This is a genomic window from Gilliamella sp. Choc5-1, assembly GCF_001690595.1.
GTDB classification, from domain to species: domain Bacteria; phylum Pseudomonadota; class Gammaproteobacteria; order Enterobacterales; family Orbaceae; genus Gilliamella; species Gilliamella apicola_M.
In genome coordinates this window covers 77,878-99,426 of record NZ_LZHH01000118.1, presented here as the reverse complement: position 1 = coordinate 99,426, position 21,549 = coordinate 77,878, and the positions used below count along the sequence as shown (strand labels likewise).

Below are 21,549 nucleotides of genomic sequence, written 5' to 3'. Positions count from 1 at the left end.
TTCAGTTAACTGAAAAATGCTCGATGAATTGCATACTCAATTCCACGAATTTCAGCTAGCCCCTTTAAACGGCCAATCGCTGAGTAACCTGGATTGGTTTTCTTTTTAAGATCATCTAACATTTGGTGGCCATGATCAGGCCGAACTGGTATGGCTCGTTTAACGCCAGCTTTTTTACGTCGTTCTTCTTCAGTAACTAATGCTTTTATCACTGCATACATATCGACATCGCCAGCTAAATGATCACCTTCATGGAAAGAGAGAGGGTTATCTTCTCTAACTGTTGCTCGTAAGTGAATAAAGTGGACACGATCGGCAAATTTTTCAGCCATGGTAGCTAAATCATTATCACTACGAACACCATAAGATCCTGTACAGAAACAAAAACCATTGTGAATACTATCAACGGTATCTTTAATCCATTGCATATCTTCGATCGTTGAAACTATACGAGGTAAACCCAAGATAGGCCTTGGTGGATCATCAGGATGTACTGTTAATACCACACCAACTTCTTCCGCAACAGGGACAATCGCTTTTAAAAAATAAGCATAATTTTCACGTAATTTGGTTTTATCAATACCATCATAGGTTGCAAGATGTGCCCTAAATTGATCAAGAGAATAACCTTCTTCTGCACCAGGTAAGCCTGCGATAATGTTAGCGATAAGCTTATCTTTTTCTGATTGTGTCATTTTTTCAAAATAAGATTTAGCTGAAGCTATATCCTCTTTTGAGTAATCTTTGTCTGCATTAGGTCTTTGTAATATATAGATATCAAATGCAGCAAACGCAGTTTGGTCAAAACGCAACGCTCTTGAGCCATCAGGCAACTCATAAGCCAGATCAGTACGAGTCCAATCCAAAACGGGCATAAAATTGTAACAAACAGTATCAATGCCACAAGCTGCTAAATTTCTAATAGACTGTTTGTAATTTTCAATATGCTGTAAAACGTTTCCTGTATGGGTTTTTATTTCTTCATGAACAGGAATACTTTCTACAACAGACCATGTTAATCCTTTTTCTTCAATAATATTTTTTCGTTTTTCAATTTCTTCAATGGTCCAAACTTCTCCATTGGGAATATGGTGTAAAGCTGTAACAATTCCAGTTGCTCCAGCTTGTTTAATATCATCTAATGATACTGGGTCATTTGGTCCAAACCAACGCATCGTTTGTTCCATATAAATCTCCTTAACGATTTCATGTATTTATTTTTCTGAAAATAATAAAGATCTATAAACAATTCTGATTATTATCTATTGATTAACAATGTTAACCGGAATTGAGTCAAATAAATAACCATCAAAATTTGGATCTTCGCTATCCGAAACTGCCATTAATGTTTGTTTAACATTTTCTAAATGTTGCCACATAGCATGACGTGCGGCCATTGCATCTTTTACCTGTAACGCTTGTAAAATTTTTTCATGATCATAAAGCCATTTTTTTCGATAACTATGATCAGTAATTCGACTGTGTAGTTGCCCCCACATTTTGCTAGCGGTACGTTTTTGCCATAAATCATTTAACAGATTTTCAAGTATTGAATTCTTGGTCGCCCTTGCTATTGTAATATGAAACTTTTCATCAGCACTGTAATCATCTAACATACCTTGTTCTAAAATTTGTCGTTCTTGTTCTAAAATAGCTCTTAACTCAATAATATCTGATTTCACTATTTGTGAAGCAGCAAAAGCGGCAATATTACTTTCAATTAATTGTCTAGCTTGTAATAGTTCAAAAGGGCCAAAATCCTCTTCTTCAATTTTTTTCTCTGTTTCTGATAATATTTCATTTGGTAAACCAATTACATATACACCAGAACCTTTTTTGACAGTGACTAGATTTTCTAGTTCTAGCATAATTAACGCTTCTCTTACTACGGTTCTACTTACATTAAATGCTTCTGCAATATCTCTTTCTGGTGGTAATCGGTCACCAATTTTATAGGTACCACCTTTTAATAGTGATTTAAGTTCATTACCAATTTCTTGATATAGCCGATTAACCTTTACCATTATTTATAATCCTCATTCTAATTTTGGTCTAATATTGGATAATTATACGCTAATTATTACAAGTACTATAAGTCAATTATGGTTAAATACATTTAACTTTACAATTGGAATGCCAATATAATTTTGTATTATAGGAATTTTTTGAACATCTTATACAAAATAAACCAAAAAATGTGATTTATGTCGCAAAAAAGAAAAAAATGAGATGAAATGTTTGCCAACAAATGAAAATATGTCTAACCAATAAGGTAGTTAAACAGATAATCACGGTGAATAAAATGTTAAATTTATTAAATCTTCCTAAATCAATCCAACATAGACCTTTATATGACCGGCAAAAAATAACCTCGCGAATTGTCCATCTGGGATTTGGAGCTTTTCACCGCGCTCATCAAGCGTTATTGACTGATCGTTTACTTAACAAAGGAAACTGTGACTGGGGTATTTGTGAAGTTAATATTGTTGGTGGTGAAGAATTAATTAATGAAATTCGTAAACAAGACCATTTGTATACTGTGTTAGAAAAAGGTGCAACATCAAAAGAAGCATTTATTATTGGTAGCGTAAAAGAATCATTATTAGCACCAACAGACGGTATAGATGCAATTTTAGAAAAGATGACAGATCCAGTAGTTGAAATTGTTTCATTAACAGTAACAGAAAAAGGATATTGCATGTTACCTAGTGGAGCTGGATTAGATTTGAATAATGCATTAATTAAAGCTGACTTAGCAAATCCAACAAAGCCTATGTCTGCCCCAGGTGTTATTGTTGAGGCGCTTTATAGAAGAATGCAACGAGGGTTAAAATCCTTTACTGCTTTATCATGCGATAATATTCCTGAAAATGGATTGGTCTTAAAAAAAGCAATATTAGGATTAGCTAACGTTCGAGATCCACAATTAGCAAATTGGATTGAGTCTAATACAACATTCCCATGCACTATGGTTGACCGTATTGTCCCTGCCGCAACATCCGAAACATTAACTGAAATTGAAGATACATTAGGCGGTATGTTTGATCCATGTGGTATTGCTTGTGAACCTTTTATTCAGTGGGTTATAGAAGATAATTTTGTCACTAACCGCCCTAATTGGAATGAAGTCGGTGCTGAATTTGTTGATAATGTTGTTCCATATGAAGAAATGAAACTTCGTATGCTAAATGGTAGCCATTCTTTTTTAGCCTACCTAGGCTATTTGGCTGGTTACGAGCACATTAATGATTGCATGAATGATGTTAATTATAAAAAAGCAACTTTAACATTGATGATGCAACAACAAGCACCAACACTTCACGTCCCTAGTCATGTTAATTTGCAACAATATGCAAACAAACTTATTGAACGTTTTAGTAATCCATCGTTAAAACATAAAACATGGCAGATTGCGATGGATGGTACTCAAAAATTGCCTCAAAGAATGCTCGATTCAATCCGTTGGCATATCAAAAATGGTTCAGATTTTTCATTGCTAGCTTTAGGGGTTGCGAGTTGGATGCGCTATGTCGGCGGCATTGATGATAATAACCAGCCAATAGATTTACGAGATCCAATGAGTGAGCAACTACAAAATATTGTTAAAACGAGCAACGATGGCGTTGAACGAGTAAATGCTCTATTACGTCTAGGGGCTGTCTTTGGTTTAGATTTGCCGAACAATGCATTATTTAAAGAAAAGGTAACAATACATTACCTTTCTTTAATGAAATATGGGGCAAAACAAACTGTCAGCAATTTATCAAACTAAGGTTATTAAACTAAGAGCGGGTTAAATATAATGAAAAACTTTTTGGATGAAAACTTTTTGTTACAAACCGAAGTCGCGCAAAGACTCTATTTTGATTATGCAGCAGATCAACCAATATATGATTATCATTGCCATTTACCACCAAAAGATATTGCGGACAATAAAAACTTCCGTAATTTAGCAGAGATTTGGCTTGCTGGTGATCATTATAAATGGAGAGTGCTTCGTACCGCCGGTGTAGATGAGAAATTTATTACAGGCAGTGCATCTGATTACGAAAAATACTTAGCTTGGGCAAAAGTGGTTCCTTTAACATTGGGCAATCCAATTTATCATTGGACTCATTTAGAGTTAAGGCGTCCATTTGGTATAAAAAATATACTTTTTAATGAAAAAACAGCTGAAAAAATTTGGCTTCAGGCTAATGAGCAATTAGCTACAAAAGAATTTTCGACAAAAGGTATTTTGAAACAAATGAATGTTAGGGCAGTAGGTACTACTGATGATCCAATTGATTCACTTCAATACCATAAACAAATAAGCTTAGATGGTTCCTTTGAAACTAAAGTAAGACCTAGTTGGCGACCTGATAAAGTATTTAAAATTGAACTGTCTGGATTTCCTAACTATATTTCTCAATTAGGTCAGGTTTGTGATATTGAAATAAACACTTTTTCAGAACTGCTCACTGCATTATTAAAAAGGCTTGATCACTTTGAACAGCATGGCTGTGAAGCATCAGATCATGGTATTGAGATATTACGCTACGCAGATATCCCTTCAGAAAAACAACTCGATTTAATACTCAAAAAACGTCTAAATAATCAATCGTTATCTGAATTAGAAATAGCACAATTTAGTACAGCAGTTCTTGTTTGGTTAGGTAAACAATATCATAAACGTAATTGGGTTATGCAATTACACCTAGGTGCTTTACGCAATAATAATCAACGGATGTATAAATTGCTAGGTCCAGATGCAGGATTTGATTCAATTGGTGATAGACCAATCGCTGAACCTTTATCTTCATTGTTAGGAACTTTAGATCTGACCGATGAGTTACCTAAAACAATACTATATTGTTTAAATCCTAGAGATAACGAAGTCCTAGCTACAATGGCTGGTAATTTCCAAGGTTCAGGTATTGCTGGCAAAATCCAATTTGGATCAGGGTGGTGGTTCAATGACCAAAAAGATGGCATGGAGCGTCAACTAATGCAGCTTTCACAAATGGGTTTATTGAGCCAATTTGTTGGAATGTTAACTGACTCACGTAGTTTCCTCTCATTTACAAGACATGAGTATTTTAGAAGAATTTTGTGCAATATGATTGGAAATTGGATCGAAAATGGTGAAATTCCTGCTGATTTTAATTTGGTAGGAAATATGATCAAAGATATTTGCTTCAATAATGCTAATTTTTACTTTTCTAAATAACAAAAATAATTGAAGTTTACATGGAATAATAAGGAGTAATAATGAAAACTGTACGAAAATTTAGGTGGTGTATGATATTACTTATTTGTGCAATTACCATCATTAACTACCTTGACAGAACAGCATTGGGGGTTGCTGCCCCTACTATCTTAGAAACAACAGGTATTACTAAAGAACAATATTCTTGGGTAGTAAGTGCTTTCCAGTTGGCTTATACAATTGGTCAACCAATTATGGGTTTTTTTATTGATACTATTGGATTAAGGTTAGGTTTTGCTATTTGTGCTATTGTGTGGGGGCTTGCGACTATGGGGCATGCATTAACTGGAACATGGCAAGGTTTAGCTTTTATGAGAAGTATAATGGGGTTCAGTGAAGCATCAGCAATACCCGCAGGTATTAAAACAGCATCTATATGGTTTCCCGCAAAAGAACGAGGTATTGCTTCAGGCATATTTAATATGGGTACTTCATTTGGTGCAATGTTAGCTCCACCTTTAATTGCCTGGTGTATTTTATTTCAAGGTTGGCAATTTGCTTTTGTTGTTTCAGGTTCTTTAGCATTGATTGCAGCACTTGCTTGGTTTACTTTTTATCGAGATCCTAAAGATTCTAAAATGCTATCGGCTGAAGAACGTGCATATATTGAGGCAGGGCAAGAGAAATATTTAAATATTGATAAAAAAGAAAAAGTTTCTATTTCATCAATTCTTTCTCAACGAAACTTTTGGGGAATTGGTATTGCGCGTTTTCTTGCCGATCCTGCTTGGGGTACTATTAACTTTTGGGTACCAATATTTTTTGTCGAAACGCTACATTTTAGCCTAAAAGAAATTGCTATGTTTGTTTGGTTACCTTTCTTAATGGCTGATTTAGGATGTTTAGCTAGTGGATTTGTAGCTAAATTTTTGAATGATAGAGGTTTTTCTTTAATAAGATCAAGATTAATTACTTTTTCTATAGGCGCTGTACTTATGATGACCATTGGTTTTGTAAGTATTGTTCAAAACCCTTATTTAGCCGTGTTCTTAGTTAGCTTAGGTGGTTTTTCTCATCAACTATTATCTACAGTTGCTTCAACACTAGGTGGCGATTTATTTAAGAAAAACCAAGTGGCTACGGCAGTTGGAATGGCAGGAGCATGTGCATGGACAGGTCAGCTAATTTTTAATCTATTTATTGGAGCATTCGTTGGGATTATTGGTTTTGGTCCTTTTTTCATTGCGTTAGCCTTCTTTGATGTAATAGGTGCCGTTGTTTTATGGATTTTTATCAGAGAAAACAAAATTGAGAACAGTAACTTTCAATTAGAAAGAAATTAGCTATTTTCCTTATATCTTTAAACAGGCAAATACAATATCTGATCTGTATTTGCCATTATTTTATTAGTGTTTTGTTTTACTATTTACTAATAGCTTTTATAACTTTTATTTTGAGATCCAATTAACTTGTTTACAGAAAAAATATATGTGTCAGATTCATGTTTAACCAATAAAAATAAAATTGAGAATAGGGGCTTTTATTTATGGAGTTTTTAAATATTCTTTGGGTGATCCTTGGGATAGGATTAATGTTGATTTTAAATATTCGCTTTAAAATAAATTCAATGGTTGCATTATTAGCTGCAGCAATATTTGTTGGTCTGATGGCTAAAATGGATTTATTGAGTATTCTTAAAACGATTAAATCAGGGTTTGGTGGAACACTTGGTGAATTAGCTATTATTGTTGTTTTTGGGGCTGTTATTGGCAAATTAATGGTTGATTCTGGTGCTGCTCATCAAATTGCTCAAACTTTATTAAAAAAACTTGGGATTAAATATGTAAAAATAGCGATCATTATTATGGGGCTTATATTTGGTCTAGCAATGTTTTATGAGGCGGCATTTATCATATTAGCTCCGTTAGTAATTGCATTAGCAAAAGAAGCGAAAATTCCATTTTTAAAACTAGCTATTCCTGGAGTTGCAGCAGCAACCACAGCCCACTCATTATTTCCTCCACAACCAGGACCTGTAGCTTTAGTTAATGCCTATGGGGCTGATATGGGAATGGTCTATATTTATGGACTTATTGTCGCAATTCCCTCTGTAATTTGTGCTGGTATAATTCTTCCTAAATTTCTCGGCAATTTAGAAAGACCCACTCCACAGTTCTTACAATCTGAAACACCTATTGATGAAAATAATCTTCCTTCTTTTTTTACATCAATTACTGTTCCTTTGATTCCTGCTTATATCATGATAGCAACCACAATAGCAAATATATGGTTAGAAAAAGGCACAACAGCTTATTGCGTTCTCAACTTTATTGGATCATCTCAAATTGCAATGTTTCTAGCAATGATTGTTGCTTTTATCTTATTTGGAAAGAAACTTAACCATTCAATGGAATGGGTTATGAAGTCTTTTGATAATGCAGTAAAAGGTATAGCAATGGTTGTACTAATTATTGGCGCTGGTGGTGCATTAAAGCAAATTATCATCGATACTGGTATTGGTGATACTATTGGTCAATTAATGTCAACTGGAGGGGTATCTCCTTATATTATGGCATGGTTAATTACTGTGCTAATCCGTTTAGCAACAGGGCAAGGTGTTGTTTCTGCGATGACAGCAGCAGGGATTATTGGTGCTGCAGTTATCGATCCTACTACGGGAATTATGCATGGCGTCAACTCAGCCTTACTTGTACTTGCAACGGCTGCGGGGTCTAACACATTGACTCATATCAACGATGCTTCTTTCTGGTTATTTAAAGGTTACTTTGATTTATCCATCAAAGATACTTTAAAAACATGGGGCTTATTAGAACTAATTAATTCAATTGTTGGTTTAGCTGTTGTGTTAATTATAAGTATTATTGCTTAATTGTGATTTTTTTGAAAAGATTAACTGTAATATTTTGCAGTTAATCTTTTTATTTTTTAAGTATTATATTCGTTACATGAGTTTATCTTTATCATCAATGCGAATGCGATTTTACAACCTAATATGTAGGCAAACGCCAAGTAATTCAAACTTCATGATTAAAATAATCCGCTAAAGCGCATAAGGCGTTTTTCCTGAAATCGCTTTATGCGGTTTAACGGTGTTATAAAAAATTAATCAAACGTTTAAGCTTTTGTTTTCACTCTTTTGAATCGCTAAATATTGGCTGATTATGCCGCATCTCAATTCAAAGTTCGTATCACGCTTTGGGCTTTTCCATTAGTTTATGGGCAGGTGATTTTTGCTTGATATACCGGTTATCACACAGTTTATCTAAAAAAATCAATATATTATAACTTTTGTGAAAAAGTTTCAGGAGTGTACTACGTTTATGTATAAAAAACTTAAAAATCAAACAGATATGAAAATGGAAATATTATCTAGTTTGCTGCTTTGTTTGATTTTTAAGTAACGGCAAACTTTAGGTATCTGTCTGTCGCATTTCGCTTAGATAGGTTTTGTTATCGCCTTTAGCTTGCCGTCTTAATTTATTTTTAATGGGTTTTTCGATTTTAAACAAACGTTTAATACCCTAGCTGATGGCTTTATAACGTTCGTTCTTACTGGTTAAAGACACAAACAGCTCTCATCAGGCTTTTTTAGCAGATTATAAATGCTCTAGCGAATGACCATAGAGCGTTTAGCTAAATGAGTGATAGTTATTTTTATTCATAATATCAAAAAGTTATTTTGTCATTTATATGATATTTATTTGGTTTTTTATATATATTTATTATGTGTAGTTGCTTAAATGGCTGTAAACAAAGTGAGTAATTTCGATAGTTTAAAATATATCAATGAGTCTATTAGTCGTTTATTGACGCTTTACAAGAGGAGTGATATATATTCACTCTGTTTTATATTTACCTAAGAATTATCAAAAAATGCTATCAGCAATATTACGTGGTGCATTAATTTCAGCGAGTTTAATTATTGCCATTGGTGCTCAAAATTTATTTGTGCTCAAGCAAGGATTACTAAAAAATCATATCTTTTATGTGTCGGCAATTTGTTTTGTTTGTGATTTTGCCTTAATGTCAATTGGGATTTTTGGGATAGGTACTTTTATTAGTAGCAATTCTTTAATTACTAATATTTTAGCAATCTCTGGGGCGGTTTTTTTAGTTTGGCATGGTTTTTGTGCGTTTAAAAATGCAATTAAAGGCACAAGTAGCATGCAAATAGAATCTAACATACTAAACAATAACAACTTATTAAAAGTTGTACTGGCAACCTTGGCTGTCACACTACTTAATCCCCATGTCTATTTGGATACTGTTGTTATTGTGGGTGGAATTGCTAGCACATTAACAAGCCAACAAAAATTGGCTTTTTTAATTGGTGCTGTTTGTGTTTCGTTCATTTGGTTTTTTGGAATAGGTTATGGCGCAAGATTGCTAACACCACTATTTAAACAAAAAAAGGTTTGGATCATATTGGACTTTTTGATTGGGTGTATAATGTTTTATATCGCTTATCAATTAGTTTGGTATATTTTTGAATGTCATTGATATTATTTTTTTGTAAAATTTGTTGGGCATTTGTTAAATAAATGGCGGGGCGTGAGCGATTATTCGGCACATCGTGTGCCTCACCCCTGCAGGGCCAACACTGCGTGTTGTTCAAATTTGTTCCAGACAAATTTGTCGAACGCTAGCGTTCTCATCGCTTTTCTTTGTTTAATTGGATTTACTTAAGAAATGTATAATTAAATGGTGGGTCGTGAGCGATTCGAACGCTCGACCAACGGATTAAAAGTCCGCTGCTCTACCGACTGAGCTAACGACCCATCTGAAGATGGTGGGTGATACCGGGTTCGAACCAGTGACCCCCTCCTTGTAAGGGAGGTGCTCTCCCAACTGAGCTAATCACCCCAAATGTTTTATTTCTAAAACGCCACGGTAAAGATTGGTGGGTGATACCGGGTTCGAACCAGTGACCCCCTCCTTGTAAGGGAGGTGCTCTCCCAACTGAGCTAATCACCCTTACCGTGTGGATGTGCATTATAAGGCACGTCTTATTTCAGTCAACCTTTTTTTTAAAATTTCTCTAAAATCCACCTTGTTCGGTTTAATTTTAAACATTTTTTGGGTGGTAGTTCGCAAAAATTACTTTTCTCTATTTTTATTTGGTAAAGAATTACTATGATGAAGCGATTCGGTTATCACAGATAAAAGTTAATTCATCATGGTTTTTAATAAAGAACGCGTCATTATTTATGTTCAGCCCACTATTTTACGCTATAAGGTAGTTAGCTCTGCCAAGCAGATAACTACATTAGACACAAGCGATGGCTTAATTGCATTTCATTATCAAAATGAAGCCGATATAGATTTATTTTTAAGTGATTTACAAAAAAAATTTGCTGGACGGACTGAATTTGAACTTAATTTGGATACCAATTTAGTTCAAACGCAACAACTTGTCTTACCAGATATAAAGTTAAAATTAAGTGAATTGATTTTATATGTTCAAGCTAATATTTATAAATTATTTCAATTACCCACTAAAAATGTATTTTTTGATTTTGTTTATCCAACTAAAAAAAATGAATATGTTACCGTGATGATAGCTGAGCGTAATTATATTGAAAACTGGATAAATCTTTTTAAAAAGCATGAATTATCATTAACATTTGTTGGTTGTCGATTTGACCACGCTCAAATTAATTTTCTACCTTGGCGACAAGAAAAGCAAATAAAACACCAGCGGCAATTAGCGTACACGATTGTTAGTCTTATTGGCATAATCAGTTGTTTATTTTGTTATTGGTGGATTAAAGCCCGAAATGAACAGCAATATTATGAGCAAAAACTGCTAGAACAGCAGCAGGCGGTACAAAAACTGACGGCTGAATTATCTAGTTACCTACCTAATCCATCATTAAGTCAAAAACAGATTCGAGATGCATTATTGTTGTTTTCAGCACAGTTACCTTCGGTGATTTGGTTGGACTCTTTTTATTATGAACAACAAAAAATTAGGATTGATGGGCAAAGTTTTAGCTATGTTGAGTTAACTAATTTTAATCAAAATCTATTAACGCTGAAAAATATCAGTGACAGCCGAATAAATAGCGTCTTATCTAATAAAACAAACTTAGTTTTTGAAATGGAAATGCGCCTTAATGAACAATGATTTTTTTAATCGTCCAATTTGGCAACAATATCTACTGTCTATATTTTGTTGTTTGGCAGTTTTTGTGGTTATTTATCTATTTTTTATTTACGATATTGATCAACAAGCCAAATTAAATGCTAATGAATATCAGCAAAAAATCACTGAAACGCAGCTATTACAGGCCAAAGTGAATCGTTACCAAACAAGTAAAAATAGCTTATATAGCTTGATATCAGAACAAGAATTAGCACAGGCGATCGAACAACATCACCTTGAGTTGAGCACCTTCAAGCGTTATCAAACAGACCAAATAGAGAATTGGGATATAGAGCTAAATGGCCAGTTTTTTAATTTTATGAATTTAATTTCATCATTGACCGATGACTTTTATTTCCTTGATTTTCAAAACCTAAAAATTAGTAAACAAGATCAGCAGTTACAGATTACCTTTACTTTATTGTTTAAAAAGGATGATGGGTGATGCGTTATTTATTTTTATGCACCAGTTTATTATTTTTTGTCTGTTTTGATCTTAAAGCTGATAAATCTTTAGAACGGAATCCTTTTCAACCATATTATTCGGTTTCTTGTAGTGAACAAAGTGAACAATTGCTTGAACAAATTCAAGCTTGGCATTTTAGGGGAATAATGAAACAACTTGATCAAAATTATCAGCAAATTTGGCTAACATCTAATAATCAATGGCTAGCAATAACCGATGATGAGGTGCCAAATGTCTTATTTCCTTGGCATGTGCAATCTTTACTTAACAATAAAATTATTTGGCAAGCAGATTTACCTGATTATTGCCATCACACTATATCATGGACAATGCCTATCAATGAATAATCACACTAAGAAACAGCGGCTAAATAACTATATCAGCCTTGTTACTCAAGCTAAAATCAATTTGGCTATAACAATTATTTTTATTTTTTTTATCATTGGAATAAAAGCTAGTTATGCCGATCAATCATTAAATTCGGAACAGCAAAAAAATGTCTCAATGACATTTTATCAAACCGACATTGCCATTATTTTACAAGCACTAGCCGATAGTAAACAGATGAATTTGGTTATAACCGAAGATCTCCCCATAAAACAATCCATAAAATTAAATAACGTTGATTGGCACAAAGCACTAAAGATCGTATTAGACTCAGCAAATTTATACGCTGACATTGATGACAATATTTTGTTTGTTTCTAAACAGCCTGATCCTGATATATTATTGCAAAAAAAGCAATTAGAACAAAAAGAACAAGAATTTAGCCAACCACTTAACTCGTTATCAATAGCGATTAATCATGCTGATCCAACAACATTAATCGAAACAATTCAACAGCAAGGCCTACTATCTGAAAGGGGAAAGGTAACGCTCGATAAACGTACCAATTCGCTGATTATTACTGATTTAGCAAAACAATTTACTCACATCAAAAAATTAGTAAAAACACTTGATAAACCCATGCCTCAAGTTCATATTTCAGCGCATATCGTCACCATGAGTGATGAAAGCATGTCACAGCTAGGTATTAAATGGGGTTACACTGGCAAATCATCGCAATTATTAGATAAGTTTGATGTTGGTCTTGGTGTAGCGCATCCTACCACAACGGTAGGGTTTAATTTAGCGAAACTATCGGGAAGTTTGTTGAATTTAGAATTATCAGCGCTTGAGTCTGAAAATCAATTAGAAATTATCGCCAGTCCAAATTTACTTACTTCTAATCAAAACATGGCATCGATAAAACAAGGTACCGAAATTCCTTACGAAGTATCTAGCGGTAGCAATGGTGCAACATCGGTTGAATTTAAATCAGCGGTATTAGGATTAGAAGTAACACCTAAAATACTGCCTGATGATCGCATTCTTTTAGATTTATATATTACACAAAATACGGCAGGGCGTTCAATAAAACGTAGTGATGGTGGCGAAGCGCTGGCAATTGATACGCAAGAAATCAAAACACAAGTACAAATAAAAAATGAAGAAACTCTCGTATTAGGGGGAATCTTTCAACAGGTTAATACTAATAACAAACAGCAAGTCCCTAGTGCTGCTAGTATGCCCGTGATTGGCAATTTATTTAAACACAACAGTAAAAAACAACAAAAACGTGAATTAGTTATTTTTATTACACCGCAATTGGTTGAGTAAATGTTAACACAGTTGTATCATACTTAAACTTGTGTTTAATCTTTGCTTTGATATGTCATTATTATTCAAAGCATATTATTTTAGCCATTACTATTTATTAGAAAAGTCGAGAATATTATGCATGTTGTTGCTTCTGATTTAGACGGGACTTTATTAACTCCTGAACATAACTTATCGCCTTATACCAAACAAGTTCTTCAAGCTCTACGTAAAAAAGACATTCACTTTGTTTTTGCAACTGGCAGACACCATATTGATGTTGCACAAATGCGCGAAAACATGGAAATAGATGCTTTTATGATAACCTCAAATGGTGCAAGAGTGCATGATAGCCAAGGTAATTTAGTCTTTAGCCAAAGCATTGACCCATCGCTTGCAAGCGAAATTGCTCAAATGAGTATGGATGATCCGCTAATTTATACTCACTTATATCGTGGTGATGATTGGTTAATTAATAAAGAAGATACATTTTCGTTAGAGTTTTATCGCCATACGCAGTTTACTTATCAATTATTCAACCCACTTGACTTTGATACTACTGATATTGCTAAAATTTATTTTACAACGACTGATAATGCTCTTTACCAACACCTTGTTCAGCTAAAAAATCGCCTAGAGGCAAAATTTGGCAATAAAATAAGCGTTGCCTTTTCAACATTAAATTGCCTTGAAGTTATGGCCGAAAATGTTTCTAAAGGCAGTGCATTAAAAAAAGTTGTTGAAAAACTTGGTTACAGCTTAAAAGATAGCATCGCTTTTGGTGATGGCATGAACGATTATGAAATGCTAAAAGCGGCAGGTAAAGGATGTATAATGCAAAATGGTAGTACAGAATTAAAAGAATTATTGCCAGAATTAGAAGTCATTGGCTCGAATGCTCAAGATGCAGTGCCCCATTATTTAAGTAAGCTATTTTTATAATTAACAAAGTATTTAAACATGAACATAATTATCGACAAAGAACTTAATACGCTTGGATTGCGTTGCCCTGAACCTATTATGCTAATTAGAAAGACCATCCGAGAACTTGCCATAGGGCAAGTTCTTTATGTTATTGCGGATGATTTTGCCACAACGCGCGATGTTCCTAGCTTTTGCCGTCATATGGATCACGAATTACTTTCATTGCAGATAGAATCTGAACCATATCAATATTGGATTAAAAAGTCGCATTAATTAAAAATCTTCTTGGCAAAAAGTTTAGAAAAGTATGTAGTTGTATCAAGTGAATTCGATTTGTTTTAAATAAAAGCGTAATGTTCGCCAATCATTAGGTTGAAGGTTATCAACCATTAACCAAAGTGTACTATATTTTCCATTGTGTCGAGATTTTAAATTTAAGATAACAACATAGCGGAATATCAATGGTTTATGTATTAGGTGCCAGCGTTGTTTGTGCCAATATATTTGATTGATATAGTGAAATAATGCAAATTCCCTTTTAATTGTTTTCAAGTAACACACACTACGCCACCATTCTATTAGTAACAATGGAATGATAATAAAGGTATAAGCGTTTAAAGATGTATTAGCAAACATGACTAAACAAAGCATAATTAGTATTAAATAAAAAATTGTTGAAATCAGCAATTGTCTTTTTGATACACTTAGTTTTGTGTTCCACATAATACTTCCCCAGCTTAGTTAAAATAGAATTATTTCATAATTTTGTTAAAAAATGCTTAAAATAAAACTAAAGATGGGAGATAATACACACAATTTAATTATGTTTTATTTTAAAAGATGAGTGAACAATCATTATCACTTTGTATTGTATTAATGTGATGTTCCTTATTTAAAGACAATTTCACTAAATTTGGCGCAGAGAAGCTTCTGATGTCATTATTTTGCTTTAAAAATGTAGATAGGAAAGATTTGTGATATTAATTAGAGTGTTAAAATTTATTCTAAAACTATTCATAGGCCTATTTCTTTGTGGCTTAATTATTGGCATCGCAGGATATAGTTATTATTCTAAGGATCTTCCTGATGTTGCAACATTAAAAGATGTTCGCTTACAAACACCAATGCAAGTGCTAAGTAAAGATGGTGAACTAATTGCCATTTTTGGTGAACGACGCAGAACACCGTTAAAATATGACGAGATCCCGCCAATAGTTGTTAACGCAGTGATCGCAACAGAAGACTCACGATTTTACGAACATTTTGGTATTGACCCAATTGGTATTGCTCGAGCAATGTATATTGGTTTAAAACAAAAAGGGTTTTCTCAAGGTGGTAGTACTATCACGCAACAAGTTGCCAAAAACTTCTTCCTAACGCCTGAAAAGAGCATTGCACGGAAAGCAAAAGAAGTAATCCTCGCGATTCGTATGGAAAAAGAACTATCGAAAGAAGAGATCATGGCACTATACCTTAACATGATCAATTTTGGCTCAAGAGCCTATGGCGTTGCTGCTGCATCTTACACCTTTTTTGGCAAAACCCCCGATCAATTAACAATTGACGAAGCTGCTTTATTAGCAGGCTTACCTAATGCACCATCGGCATATAATCCAATTGCTCATCCTGATCGTGCATTAATTAGACGCAATTGGGTATTAGGACGTATGTTAGATCAATCCTATATTACCCAAGCACAATATAACGAGGCCATTAAAAAACCGCTTGGTGCAAGCTATCATTCGCCACAAATCGAATTTTCAGCCCCTTATGTTGCCGAAATGGCACGCCAATTTATGTATGATAAATTTGGTGAAAAAGCTTACACAGACGGCTATAAAGTTTATACAACTATTTCAAAAACTGACCAAATCGCGGCGACGGAAACGGTACAAAAACATATTATTGATTACGACATCAGGCATGGTTATCGTGGAGCTGAAAAAGTCCTATGGCAACCTAACGAAACCGCATGGGAAACAGATAAAATCCAGCAAACGCTTAACAAATATATATGCTATAACGGCATGTGCCCAGCGATAGTTATGACATCATCAGATAAAGAAGCAACAGCGGTGCTATCAGATAAAAGCACTATAACCATTACATACCAAAATATGAAATGGGCACGCCCATTTATTAGCGATACAAGACAAGGAGCCTACCCTAAAAAAGTATCTGATACGCTCAAATCTGGACAACTTATTTGGATTAAAAAATCGGCGGAAAGCTGGGAGCTAGCACAAATCCCTGCAGTTAATGCTGCGCTGGTGTCACTTGATTCAGACAATGGCGCAATTAAAGCAATTGTGGGTGGCTATGATTTTAACTTGAGTAAATTTAATCGAGCCACACAAGCACTAAGGCAATTAGGTTCGAACATTAAACCATTTATTTATGCTTCAACCTTAGAGCAAGGGCTAACAATGGCGACACTTCTTAATGATGCGCCTATTGTCCGCTCAACGGGCAGTGCTACATGGCGACCTAAAAACTCACCACCAACTTATGCTGGGCCATTACGGTTAAGAATTGGTTTAGGAATGTCTAAAAACGTCATGATGGTAAGAGCCTTACGTGCTGTAGGTATAGATTATGCGGCAAATTATTTAGAGCGTTTTGGCTTTCCTAAAGAAAACATCTCGCATAATGAATCATTAGCATTAGGTTCGGCCTCGTTTACGCCATTACAAGTGGCAAGAGCATATTCAGTTATTGCCAATGGTGGTTACTTAATTACGCCATATTTAATTGAAAAAATAGAATACAATAATGGCACTGGTATAATTTATCAACATCAACCAATGATTGCTTGCCAAACTTGTAATGACGAAGTCGTTACCGAGGATGCCAAACCTGTGGTGTCGTTAGATAATGTCGAAAACGAAGCCAACCAATCAGATAACGAAGAGCCTGAACAAGCTAATCTTAAGTCTGACGATGATTTAGTATTACCTAATATCAACCCAAATGACAATAATACCGATGTCACACCAAAATATGCTCCACATACATTAAATAGTGGCATTGCATTTATTATGAAAGATGGGCTTAGATCCATTGTATTTGGTGGTTCAGATTGGCAGGGTACTGCATGGCGTGTAAAAGCACTCGGCAGGAAAGACGTTGGTGGTAAAACTGGAACAACCAACTCATCTAAAGATGTTTGGTTTTCAGGCTTTGGTGGCAATATTGTGACCACCGTATGGATGGGATTTGATGATCACCGTCGTGATTTAGGTCGAACATTCCGAGCCGAAGCGGGCGCTGTAACAGCAAATCCTATATGGGTCGATTATATGAAAGTTGCCCTAAAAGATGTTCCTGTAAAACAAGATGTAAAACCTGATAATGTGATTTCGGTTACTATCGATCAAAAAACAGGCCTATTACCTAGCTCTGGCTCTAGAACCATGCCAGAATATTTCATCAAAGGCACTGAACCAACGGGTTATGCGACAAAAGAAGTCGGTACAAAAGTAACTGATTCAGAGGGCAACACATCAGAACTATTCTGATAAAGGACTTAAAATGAATGGTTCAATAAGAATTATTGGCGGAAAGTGGCGTGGGCGAAAATTAGCAGTGCTTGACAAGCAAGGACTACGCCCAACTACTGATCGCATTAAAGAAACCCTATATAACTGGTTAATGCCAGTTATCCATGGTAGCCATTGTTTGGATTGTTTTTCAGGTAGTGGATCACTTGGCTTTGAAGCGGCATCAAGAGGTGCCACAAACGTCACCTTGCTTGAAAAAGATAAACAAGTTGCTACGCTACTCAATAAAAACAAACAACTGATTGCTAGCGATGCTATCGATATTTATCATACTGATACTCTAAAGTGGCTAAACAAACTAGCCTCAAAACAGTTTGATGTGGTATTTATCGATCCACCATTTCATCAATCATTAGTCGCAAAAACGGTTAGCGAACTTGAAAATAACAACTGGTTAAAACCATTGGCTTATATTTATATAGAAACAGAAATACAGCATGATCTAACAACTTATATTCCAACTAACTGGTGCCTACATCGTGAAAAGACTGCAGGGCAAGTTCACAGCTATCTATTTATACGAGAAGATAATTAATGTTCATCTTTATTGGTAAAACCTTATATTCATTAATGTGGTTATTTTTATTATTTAACTTAATCCACCCATATCCAAAACCGGCAAATGTTGTTGCCAATATTGGCTTAATCGCCTTTACGGTTACTCATGGCTTACAAGCATGGATGTTAAACTCAACCATGACCAAACAAGAAAAACAACAAGATAAATTTAAAGTGTTACGGCTATTTTTATTTGGTGTTTTTGAATCACTTAGTTGGAAAGATAGTAGGAAAGACAAAAATAAATAATAAATAATAAATAATAAATAATAAATAATAAATAATAAATAATAAATAATAAAAAGTGGTTGCGAGATACAAAAATTTTTGTATAATGCTCACCACTTCTTTCGAAGCACCTCAATAAGCGGGAATAGCTCAGTTGGTAGAGCACGACCTTGCCAAGGTCGGGGTCGCGAGTTCGAACCTCGTTTCCCGCTCCAATTCATGATGCATAACGTTGTTAAACTTTTCGAATTTATTTGCCAATCAACCGCATTTTGTGCTGCGTTATCAATTACCAATTTTAAGTTATGCCATTTAAGGCTAAGGTTGCAGCCCAAGCAAATTCGCCACGCACATCTAAGTCCATTGGATCTTGCAGTAGCCGTTCGGTTGTGCACATTACGGTTTTTATGTTGGCCTCGATTTGTAAATTAATTAGTTCCGATTGCACACTTGCGGTAAAGTATCTTTCAATAGAATGAGCAATAATATCAGTGGCCGAATACACCAAATAATTGCGGCTGACTGTGGTTTGTAGTTTAGGGTTAATTTAGGGTTAATCACCGAAACTTTAGGGAACAAACAAAATCCATGGATTGGGTATTTTTGTTTTGTGTCTTCGTTTGTGATAATGCCTCCATTGTTCATTTCGCTACCTGTTGTCGCTAGCTCCAATTATCTGCAGGAAAAGGACGTACCTGTATCTATTAATGATTTGGATAAACACAGCTTAATTGGTATGCGAATATCTTCGGATCATGGTACGGAATTGCCGTGGGAATTTTTACAAGCAGGAAAAATGGTTAAATACCATCCGCATTCGCAGTTTATGATTAATAATCATTTACGCAAGCAAGCCGCATTAGATGGTTTAGGCATTACTTGGCTTGCTCGTTCTAGTGTTGAGCAAGAATTAGCATCGGCTCAATTAGTTGAGTTGTTGGCTGAGTTTGCCATTACTTATGATTCATTTTACCTTTACTATCCAAGTCGCAAAGGGCATTCAAATGTTTTTAAATTGATTATCGATTTGTTAAAGTGCGAATAGCCAACTTAACTAATTTCTATAAATAGACTAAATCAGTAACAATAAAAATGAGGCATTTAGCCTCATTTGGTTTTGTATAAAATCGATAGTATATTCCTAACTTATTACTCAACCTATAGCAAGTAACAACTTAATGTTTGTTAAGAATTTCTGAAAAAGGCCTAACAGTACTATTAGGCATAAGAACTCGATCATTACCTTTTTCTTTATTAAGAGTCGCCTGATCAATTTCATAACCCAAAAGATTAGATAAAATATATTTATTCATAAGCCCACTTAAATAACCACTTTCCCCACGAAACGATTCAATATACTCACAGTTATAACGTGGATTGGTTGATATAAACATAAAAGGGATTAGAAACTGATCAACATTGTCCCCTATACCATGCCCAACATTGACAATTTCACCATGATCTGAAGTATAAATTATAGTATAGTTATCACTATATTTATTGATAACATCATATAACGCTTTAACTGTACGATCGGTATGGTGAACAGTTAGGTCATATTCCTCAGCATCAGGTAAAGCCTGTTTATCAATGTCATCATAACCGTCTTCATAAGGTTGATGGCTACCACGCAAATGCACTAAAATAAATTTTTGGGGCGCATCATCTTTTTGTAGGGTATCTTCTAATAATTGACTTAAACCAATATCGAGACTTTCTTCACTGAAAGAGACAAAATCGCTTTTACGTGCAATAAAACCAAATTTAGTATTAAGTGTCCCTTGAATTATCTGCCCTTTAGATGCTAACCAATAGGTTTTGTAATGGTTAAATTTAGCCATTTCAATAATCGATTTATTATTAAATAAATTATCATCACTTTCAGGTACATTAAATGAGAGTGTCATTGGTATCGAATCTCGAGTAAAAGCTGCAGCTGAGTGGCTATTTGGCATAATACACCCGCCATTTTGGCTAAAAATATTGGTCATAAAAGGCGTAGTTTGCTTATGATAACCATAGCTACTATAGTGGTTTACGAAAGAAGATTCACCCATAATAAATACAATTAAGTTGTTATCAGATTTATGAGGCGGTAAAAGAACAGCATCATTAAACTTTTCAATTTCATGACTATTTGAATAGATATCTGTTGTAGTATAACTAACTAAAATATAGGATAAATTAGCAAGTACAGCAGAATAACATTTACGTATTGCACTAACAGCAGGTTTATAGATCCCACGCTTAAGATCAGATTTTATTGCTGAATAGTTTGCTAAATAATAGATAATAAGGAAAAATAGAAACCAATAAATGGTTATGGGGGGGAAAAGTCTAAATTTAATACAGACAAATTTTTTAAGAATAAATAAAATAAGCAAAGTTGCAATAAATGCAGGGCCAATTATCATTAACGCTTGCTTAGCCATTGAGAGTGCTTCGTAAGAATTAGTCTCGACAATAGAATCAAGCAGGCCGTCTGATATCATGTCTCCATAAAAAATAAAATAGCTAACTTCTGATAAAAAAAGGAATAACAATAAAACGCCAAAAACAACAACAAGCTTATAACCGCTACAAAGGCAATTATGTACAATCATAATAAAAAATAAAGTTGTCATTGTCATTATATAAAAATAGGTACTATCTAAAATAGATTTGCTAAAATTAATATAAAAATGATATTCATAAAAGTAGTAAGACCAAATAGCACTAATAAAAGTATAGACTAATAGCAGTAACATTGGTGGAAAGATCTTTTTTATCCTACATAAATTCATAAAATATGTCCCAATCCTATATTCGAGTATTTTTGTTA

At 34.3% G+C, this 21,549-nt stretch carries 19 protein-coding genes, 4 tRNA genes and 1 pseudogene; 16 read left to right on the top strand and 8 right to left on the bottom strand.

The genetic code is table 11. The features are described 5' to 3' along the window. Positions 1-5: 5 nt before the first annotated feature. Both uxuA and A9G35_RS11280 read right to left on the bottom strand, forming a co-directional pair. A complete protein-coding gene (gene uxuA, locus A9G35_RS11285) occupies positions 6-1,187 on the bottom strand; it encodes a mannonate dehydratase (protein ID WP_065636943.1) in 1,182 nt (393 codons plus the stop codon). A gap of 75 nt (positions 1,188-1,262) precedes the next feature. Further along, positions 1,263-2,024 carry a GntR family transcriptional regulator gene (locus A9G35_RS11280; protein WP_065636942.1) on the bottom strand — a complete coding sequence of 254 codons (762 nt, stop codon included), beginning with the start codon at positions 2,022-2,024 and terminating at the stop codon, positions 1,263-1,265. Between the two features lie 278 nt (positions 2,025-2,302). On the opposite strand from A9G35_RS11280, the gene A9G35_RS11275 reads away from it, so the two are divergent. The 5 genes from A9G35_RS11275 to A9G35_RS11255 all read left to right on the top strand — a co-directional run bounded on the left by A9G35_RS11275 (position 2,303) and on the right by A9G35_RS11255 (position 9,709). After that, positions 2,303-3,772, top strand: a complete 1,470-nt coding sequence (locus A9G35_RS11275) for a mannitol dehydrogenase family protein (protein ID WP_065636941.1) — start codon at positions 2,303-2,305, stop codon at positions 3,770-3,772. Between the two features lie 30 nt (positions 3,773-3,802). Continuing rightward, the gene (gene uxaC, locus A9G35_RS11270; RefSeq protein WP_065636940.1) at positions 3,803-5,209 is read left to right on the top strand and encodes a glucuronate isomerase; all 1,407 of its coding nucleotides are present in this window, start codon (positions 3,803-3,805) and stop codon (positions 5,207-5,209) included. A gap of 41 nt (positions 5,210-5,250) precedes the next feature. Then, positions 5,251-6,531: an MFS transporter gene (locus tag A9G35_RS11265; RefSeq protein ID WP_065636939.1), complete on the top strand. Its 1,281-nt coding sequence runs from the start codon at positions 5,251-5,253 to the stop codon at positions 6,529-6,531. A 203-nt stretch (positions 6,532-6,734) separates the two neighbouring features. Beyond that, positions 6,735-8,078, top strand: coding sequence for a gluconate permease GntP (gene gntP, locus A9G35_RS11260; RefSeq protein WP_065636938.1), 1,344 nt, complete (start codon positions 6,735-6,737; stop codon positions 8,076-8,078). A 1,004-nt stretch (positions 8,079-9,082) separates the two neighbouring features. Then, entirely contained in the window at positions 9,083-9,709 is a 627-nt protein-coding gene (locus A9G35_RS11255) for a LysE/ArgO family amino acid transporter (protein ID WP_065636937.1), read from the top strand. 202 nt (positions 9,710-9,911) lie between these two features. Here A9G35_RS11255 and A9G35_RS11250 read toward each other — a convergent pair. The 3 genes from A9G35_RS11250 to A9G35_RS11240 form a co-directional block, all read right to left on the bottom strand. Further along, positions 9,912-9,987, bottom strand: a tRNA-Lys gene (locus A9G35_RS11250). Positions 9,988-9,996: 9 nt separating this feature from the next. Further along, positions 9,997-10,072, bottom strand: a tRNA-Val gene (locus A9G35_RS11245). Between the two features lie 35 nt (positions 10,073-10,107). Next, positions 10,108-10,183 (bottom strand) — tRNA-Val (locus tag A9G35_RS11240). Between the two features lie 202 nt (positions 10,184-10,385). Here A9G35_RS11240 and A9G35_RS11235 point away from each other — a divergent pair. The 6 genes from A9G35_RS11235 to tusA all read left to right on the top strand — a co-directional run bounded on the left by A9G35_RS11235 (position 10,386) and on the right by tusA (position 14,655). After that, positions 10,386-11,336, top strand: coding sequence for a PilN domain-containing protein (locus tag A9G35_RS11235; RefSeq protein WP_065636936.1), 951 nt, complete (start codon positions 10,386-10,388; stop codon positions 11,334-11,336). Further along, positions 11,326-11,799, top strand: coding sequence for a hypothetical protein (locus A9G35_RS11230; protein WP_065636935.1), 474 nt, complete (start codon positions 11,326-11,328; stop codon positions 11,797-11,799). Before A9G35_RS11235 ends, A9G35_RS11230 begins: the two co-directional genes overlap by 11 nt. Continuing rightward, on the top strand, positions 11,799-12,167 hold the full coding sequence (locus A9G35_RS13560) for a hypothetical protein (RefSeq protein WP_065636934.1): 369 nt from the start codon (positions 11,799-11,801) through the stop codon (positions 12,165-12,167). The genes A9G35_RS11230 and A9G35_RS13560 overlap by 1 nt, the downstream gene beginning before the upstream one ends. Then, positions 12,160-13,479 carry a type IV pilus secretin PilQ gene (pilQ, locus tag A9G35_RS11220; RefSeq protein ID WP_176701429.1) on the top strand — a complete coding sequence of 440 codons (1,320 nt, stop codon included), beginning with the start codon at positions 12,160-12,162 and terminating at the stop codon, positions 13,477-13,479. The genes A9G35_RS13560 and pilQ overlap by 8 nt, the downstream gene beginning before the upstream one ends. Before the next feature lie 114 nt (positions 13,480-13,593). Beyond that, positions 13,594-14,400: a Cof-type HAD-IIB family hydrolase gene (locus A9G35_RS11215; protein ID WP_065636933.1), complete on the top strand. Its 807-nt coding sequence runs from the start codon at positions 13,594-13,596 to the stop codon at positions 14,398-14,400. A gap of 18 nt (positions 14,401-14,418) precedes the next feature. Continuing rightward, positions 14,419-14,655, top strand: a complete 237-nt coding sequence (gene tusA, locus A9G35_RS11210; RefSeq protein WP_065636932.1) for a sulfurtransferase TusA — start codon at positions 14,419-14,421, stop codon at positions 14,653-14,655. 45 nt (positions 14,656-14,700) lie between these two features. Here tusA and A9G35_RS14220 read toward each other — a convergent pair whose 3' ends face one another. Beyond that, the gene (locus A9G35_RS14220) at positions 14,701-15,105 is read right to left on the bottom strand and encodes a protein YgfX (RefSeq protein ID WP_065636931.1); all 405 of its coding nucleotides are present in this window, start codon (positions 15,103-15,105) and stop codon (positions 14,701-14,703) included. Positions 15,106-15,365: 260 nt separating this feature from the next. Between A9G35_RS14220 and A9G35_RS11200 the strand changes: the two genes are divergently transcribed. From A9G35_RS11200 to A9G35_RS11185, 4 genes are all read left to right on the top strand, one after another. Continuing rightward, complete coding sequence (locus A9G35_RS11200) at positions 15,366-17,900, top strand: PBP1A family penicillin-binding protein (protein ID WP_442903180.1); 2,535 nt, start codon at positions 15,366-15,368, stop codon at positions 17,898-17,900. A 13-nt stretch (positions 17,901-17,913) separates the two neighbouring features. Continuing rightward, entirely contained in the window at positions 17,914-18,477 is a 564-nt protein-coding gene (gene rsmD, locus A9G35_RS11195) for a 16S rRNA (guanine(966)-N(2))-methyltransferase RsmD (RefSeq protein WP_065636930.1), read from the top strand. Then, positions 18,477-18,749, top strand: coding sequence for a DUF1145 domain-containing protein (locus A9G35_RS11190; RefSeq protein ID WP_065560980.1), 273 nt, complete (start codon positions 18,477-18,479; stop codon positions 18,747-18,749). The genes rsmD and A9G35_RS11190 overlap by 1 nt, the downstream gene beginning before the upstream one ends. Before the next feature lie 118 nt (positions 18,750-18,867). Continuing rightward, positions 18,868-18,943, top strand: a tRNA-Gly gene (locus A9G35_RS11185). 86 nt (positions 18,944-19,029) lie between these two features. Here A9G35_RS11185 and A9G35_RS13955 read toward each other — a convergent pair. Beyond that, positions 19,030-19,400 (bottom strand): annotated as a pseudogene (locus A9G35_RS13955) (iron-containing alcohol dehydrogenase); the annotation flags it as partial. On the opposite strand from A9G35_RS13955, the gene A9G35_RS11175 reads away from it, so the two are divergent. Beyond that, complete coding sequence (locus tag A9G35_RS11175) at positions 19,357-19,773, top strand: LysR substrate-binding domain-containing protein (RefSeq protein ID WP_065636928.1); 417 nt, start codon at positions 19,357-19,359, stop codon at positions 19,771-19,773. The pseudogene A9G35_RS13955 and the gene A9G35_RS11175 sit on opposite strands and share 44 nt — an antisense overlap. Positions 19,774-19,903: 130 nt before the next feature. On the opposite strand, the gene A9G35_RS11170 is transcribed toward A9G35_RS11175, so the two are convergent. Beyond that, on the bottom strand, positions 19,904-21,511 hold the full coding sequence (locus A9G35_RS11170) for a sulfatase-like hydrolase/transferase (RefSeq protein ID WP_141673866.1): 1,608 nt from the start codon (positions 21,509-21,511) through the stop codon (positions 19,904-19,906). Positions 21,512-21,549: the final 38 nt, after the last annotated feature.

Excerpts from the sequence above, each read along its gene's own strand:
- pilQ (WP_176701429.1), top strand. The coding sequence starts at position 12,160 with ATGAATAATCACACTAAGAAACAGCGGCTAAATAACTATATCAGCCTT.
- gntP (WP_065636938.1), top strand. The coding sequence starts at position 6,735 with ATGGAGTTTTTAAATATTCTTTGGGTGATCCTTGGGATAGGATTAATG.
- A9G35_RS13560 (WP_065636934.1), top strand. The coding sequence starts at position 11,799 with ATGCGTTATTTATTTTTATGCACCAGTTTATTATTTTTTGTCTGTTTT.
- A9G35_RS11255 (WP_065636937.1), top strand. The coding sequence starts at position 9,083 with ATGCTATCAGCAATATTACGTGGTGCATTAATTTCAGCGAGTTTAATT.
- A9G35_RS11235 (WP_065636936.1), top strand. The coding sequence starts at position 10,386 with ATGGTTTTTAATAAAGAACGCGTCATTATTTATGTTCAGCCCACTATT.
- A9G35_RS11275 (WP_065636941.1), top strand. The coding sequence starts at position 2,303 with ATGTTAAATTTATTAAATCTTCCTAAATCAATCCAACATAGACCTTTA.
- A9G35_RS11230 (WP_065636935.1), top strand. The coding sequence starts at position 11,326 with ATGAACAATGATTTTTTTAATCGTCCAATTTGGCAACAATATCTACTG.
- A9G35_RS11280 (WP_065636942.1), bottom strand. The coding sequence starts at position 2,024 with ATGGTAAAGGTTAATCGGCTATATCAAGAAATTGGTAATGAACTTAAA.
- rsmD (WP_065636930.1), top strand. The coding sequence starts at position 17,914 with ATGAATGGTTCAATAAGAATTATTGGCGGAAAGTGGCGTGGGCGAAAA.
- tusA (WP_065636932.1), top strand. The coding sequence starts at position 14,419 with ATGAACATAATTATCGACAAAGAACTTAATACGCTTGGATTGCGTTGC.
- A9G35_RS11190 (WP_065560980.1), top strand. The coding sequence starts at position 18,477 with ATGTTCATCTTTATTGGTAAAACCTTATATTCATTAATGTGGTTATTT.
- A9G35_RS11265 (WP_065636939.1), top strand. The coding sequence starts at position 5,251 with ATGAAAACTGTACGAAAATTTAGGTGGTGTATGATATTACTTATTTGT.
- A9G35_RS14220 (WP_065636931.1), bottom strand. The coding sequence starts at position 15,105 with ATGTGGAACACAAAACTAAGTGTATCAAAAAGACAATTGCTGATTTCA.
- A9G35_RS11175 (WP_065636928.1), top strand. The coding sequence starts at position 19,357 with ATGCCTCCATTGTTCATTTCGCTACCTGTTGTCGCTAGCTCCAATTAT.
- uxuA (WP_065636943.1), bottom strand. The coding sequence starts at position 1,187 with ATGGAACAAACGATGCGTTGGTTTGGACCAAATGACCCAGTATCATTA.
- A9G35_RS11170 (WP_141673866.1), bottom strand. The coding sequence starts at position 21,511 with ATGAATTTATGTAGGATAAAAAAGATCTTTCCACCAATGTTACTGCTA.
- uxaC (WP_065636940.1), top strand. The coding sequence starts at position 3,803 with ATGAAAAACTTTTTGGATGAAAACTTTTTGTTACAAACCGAAGTCGCG.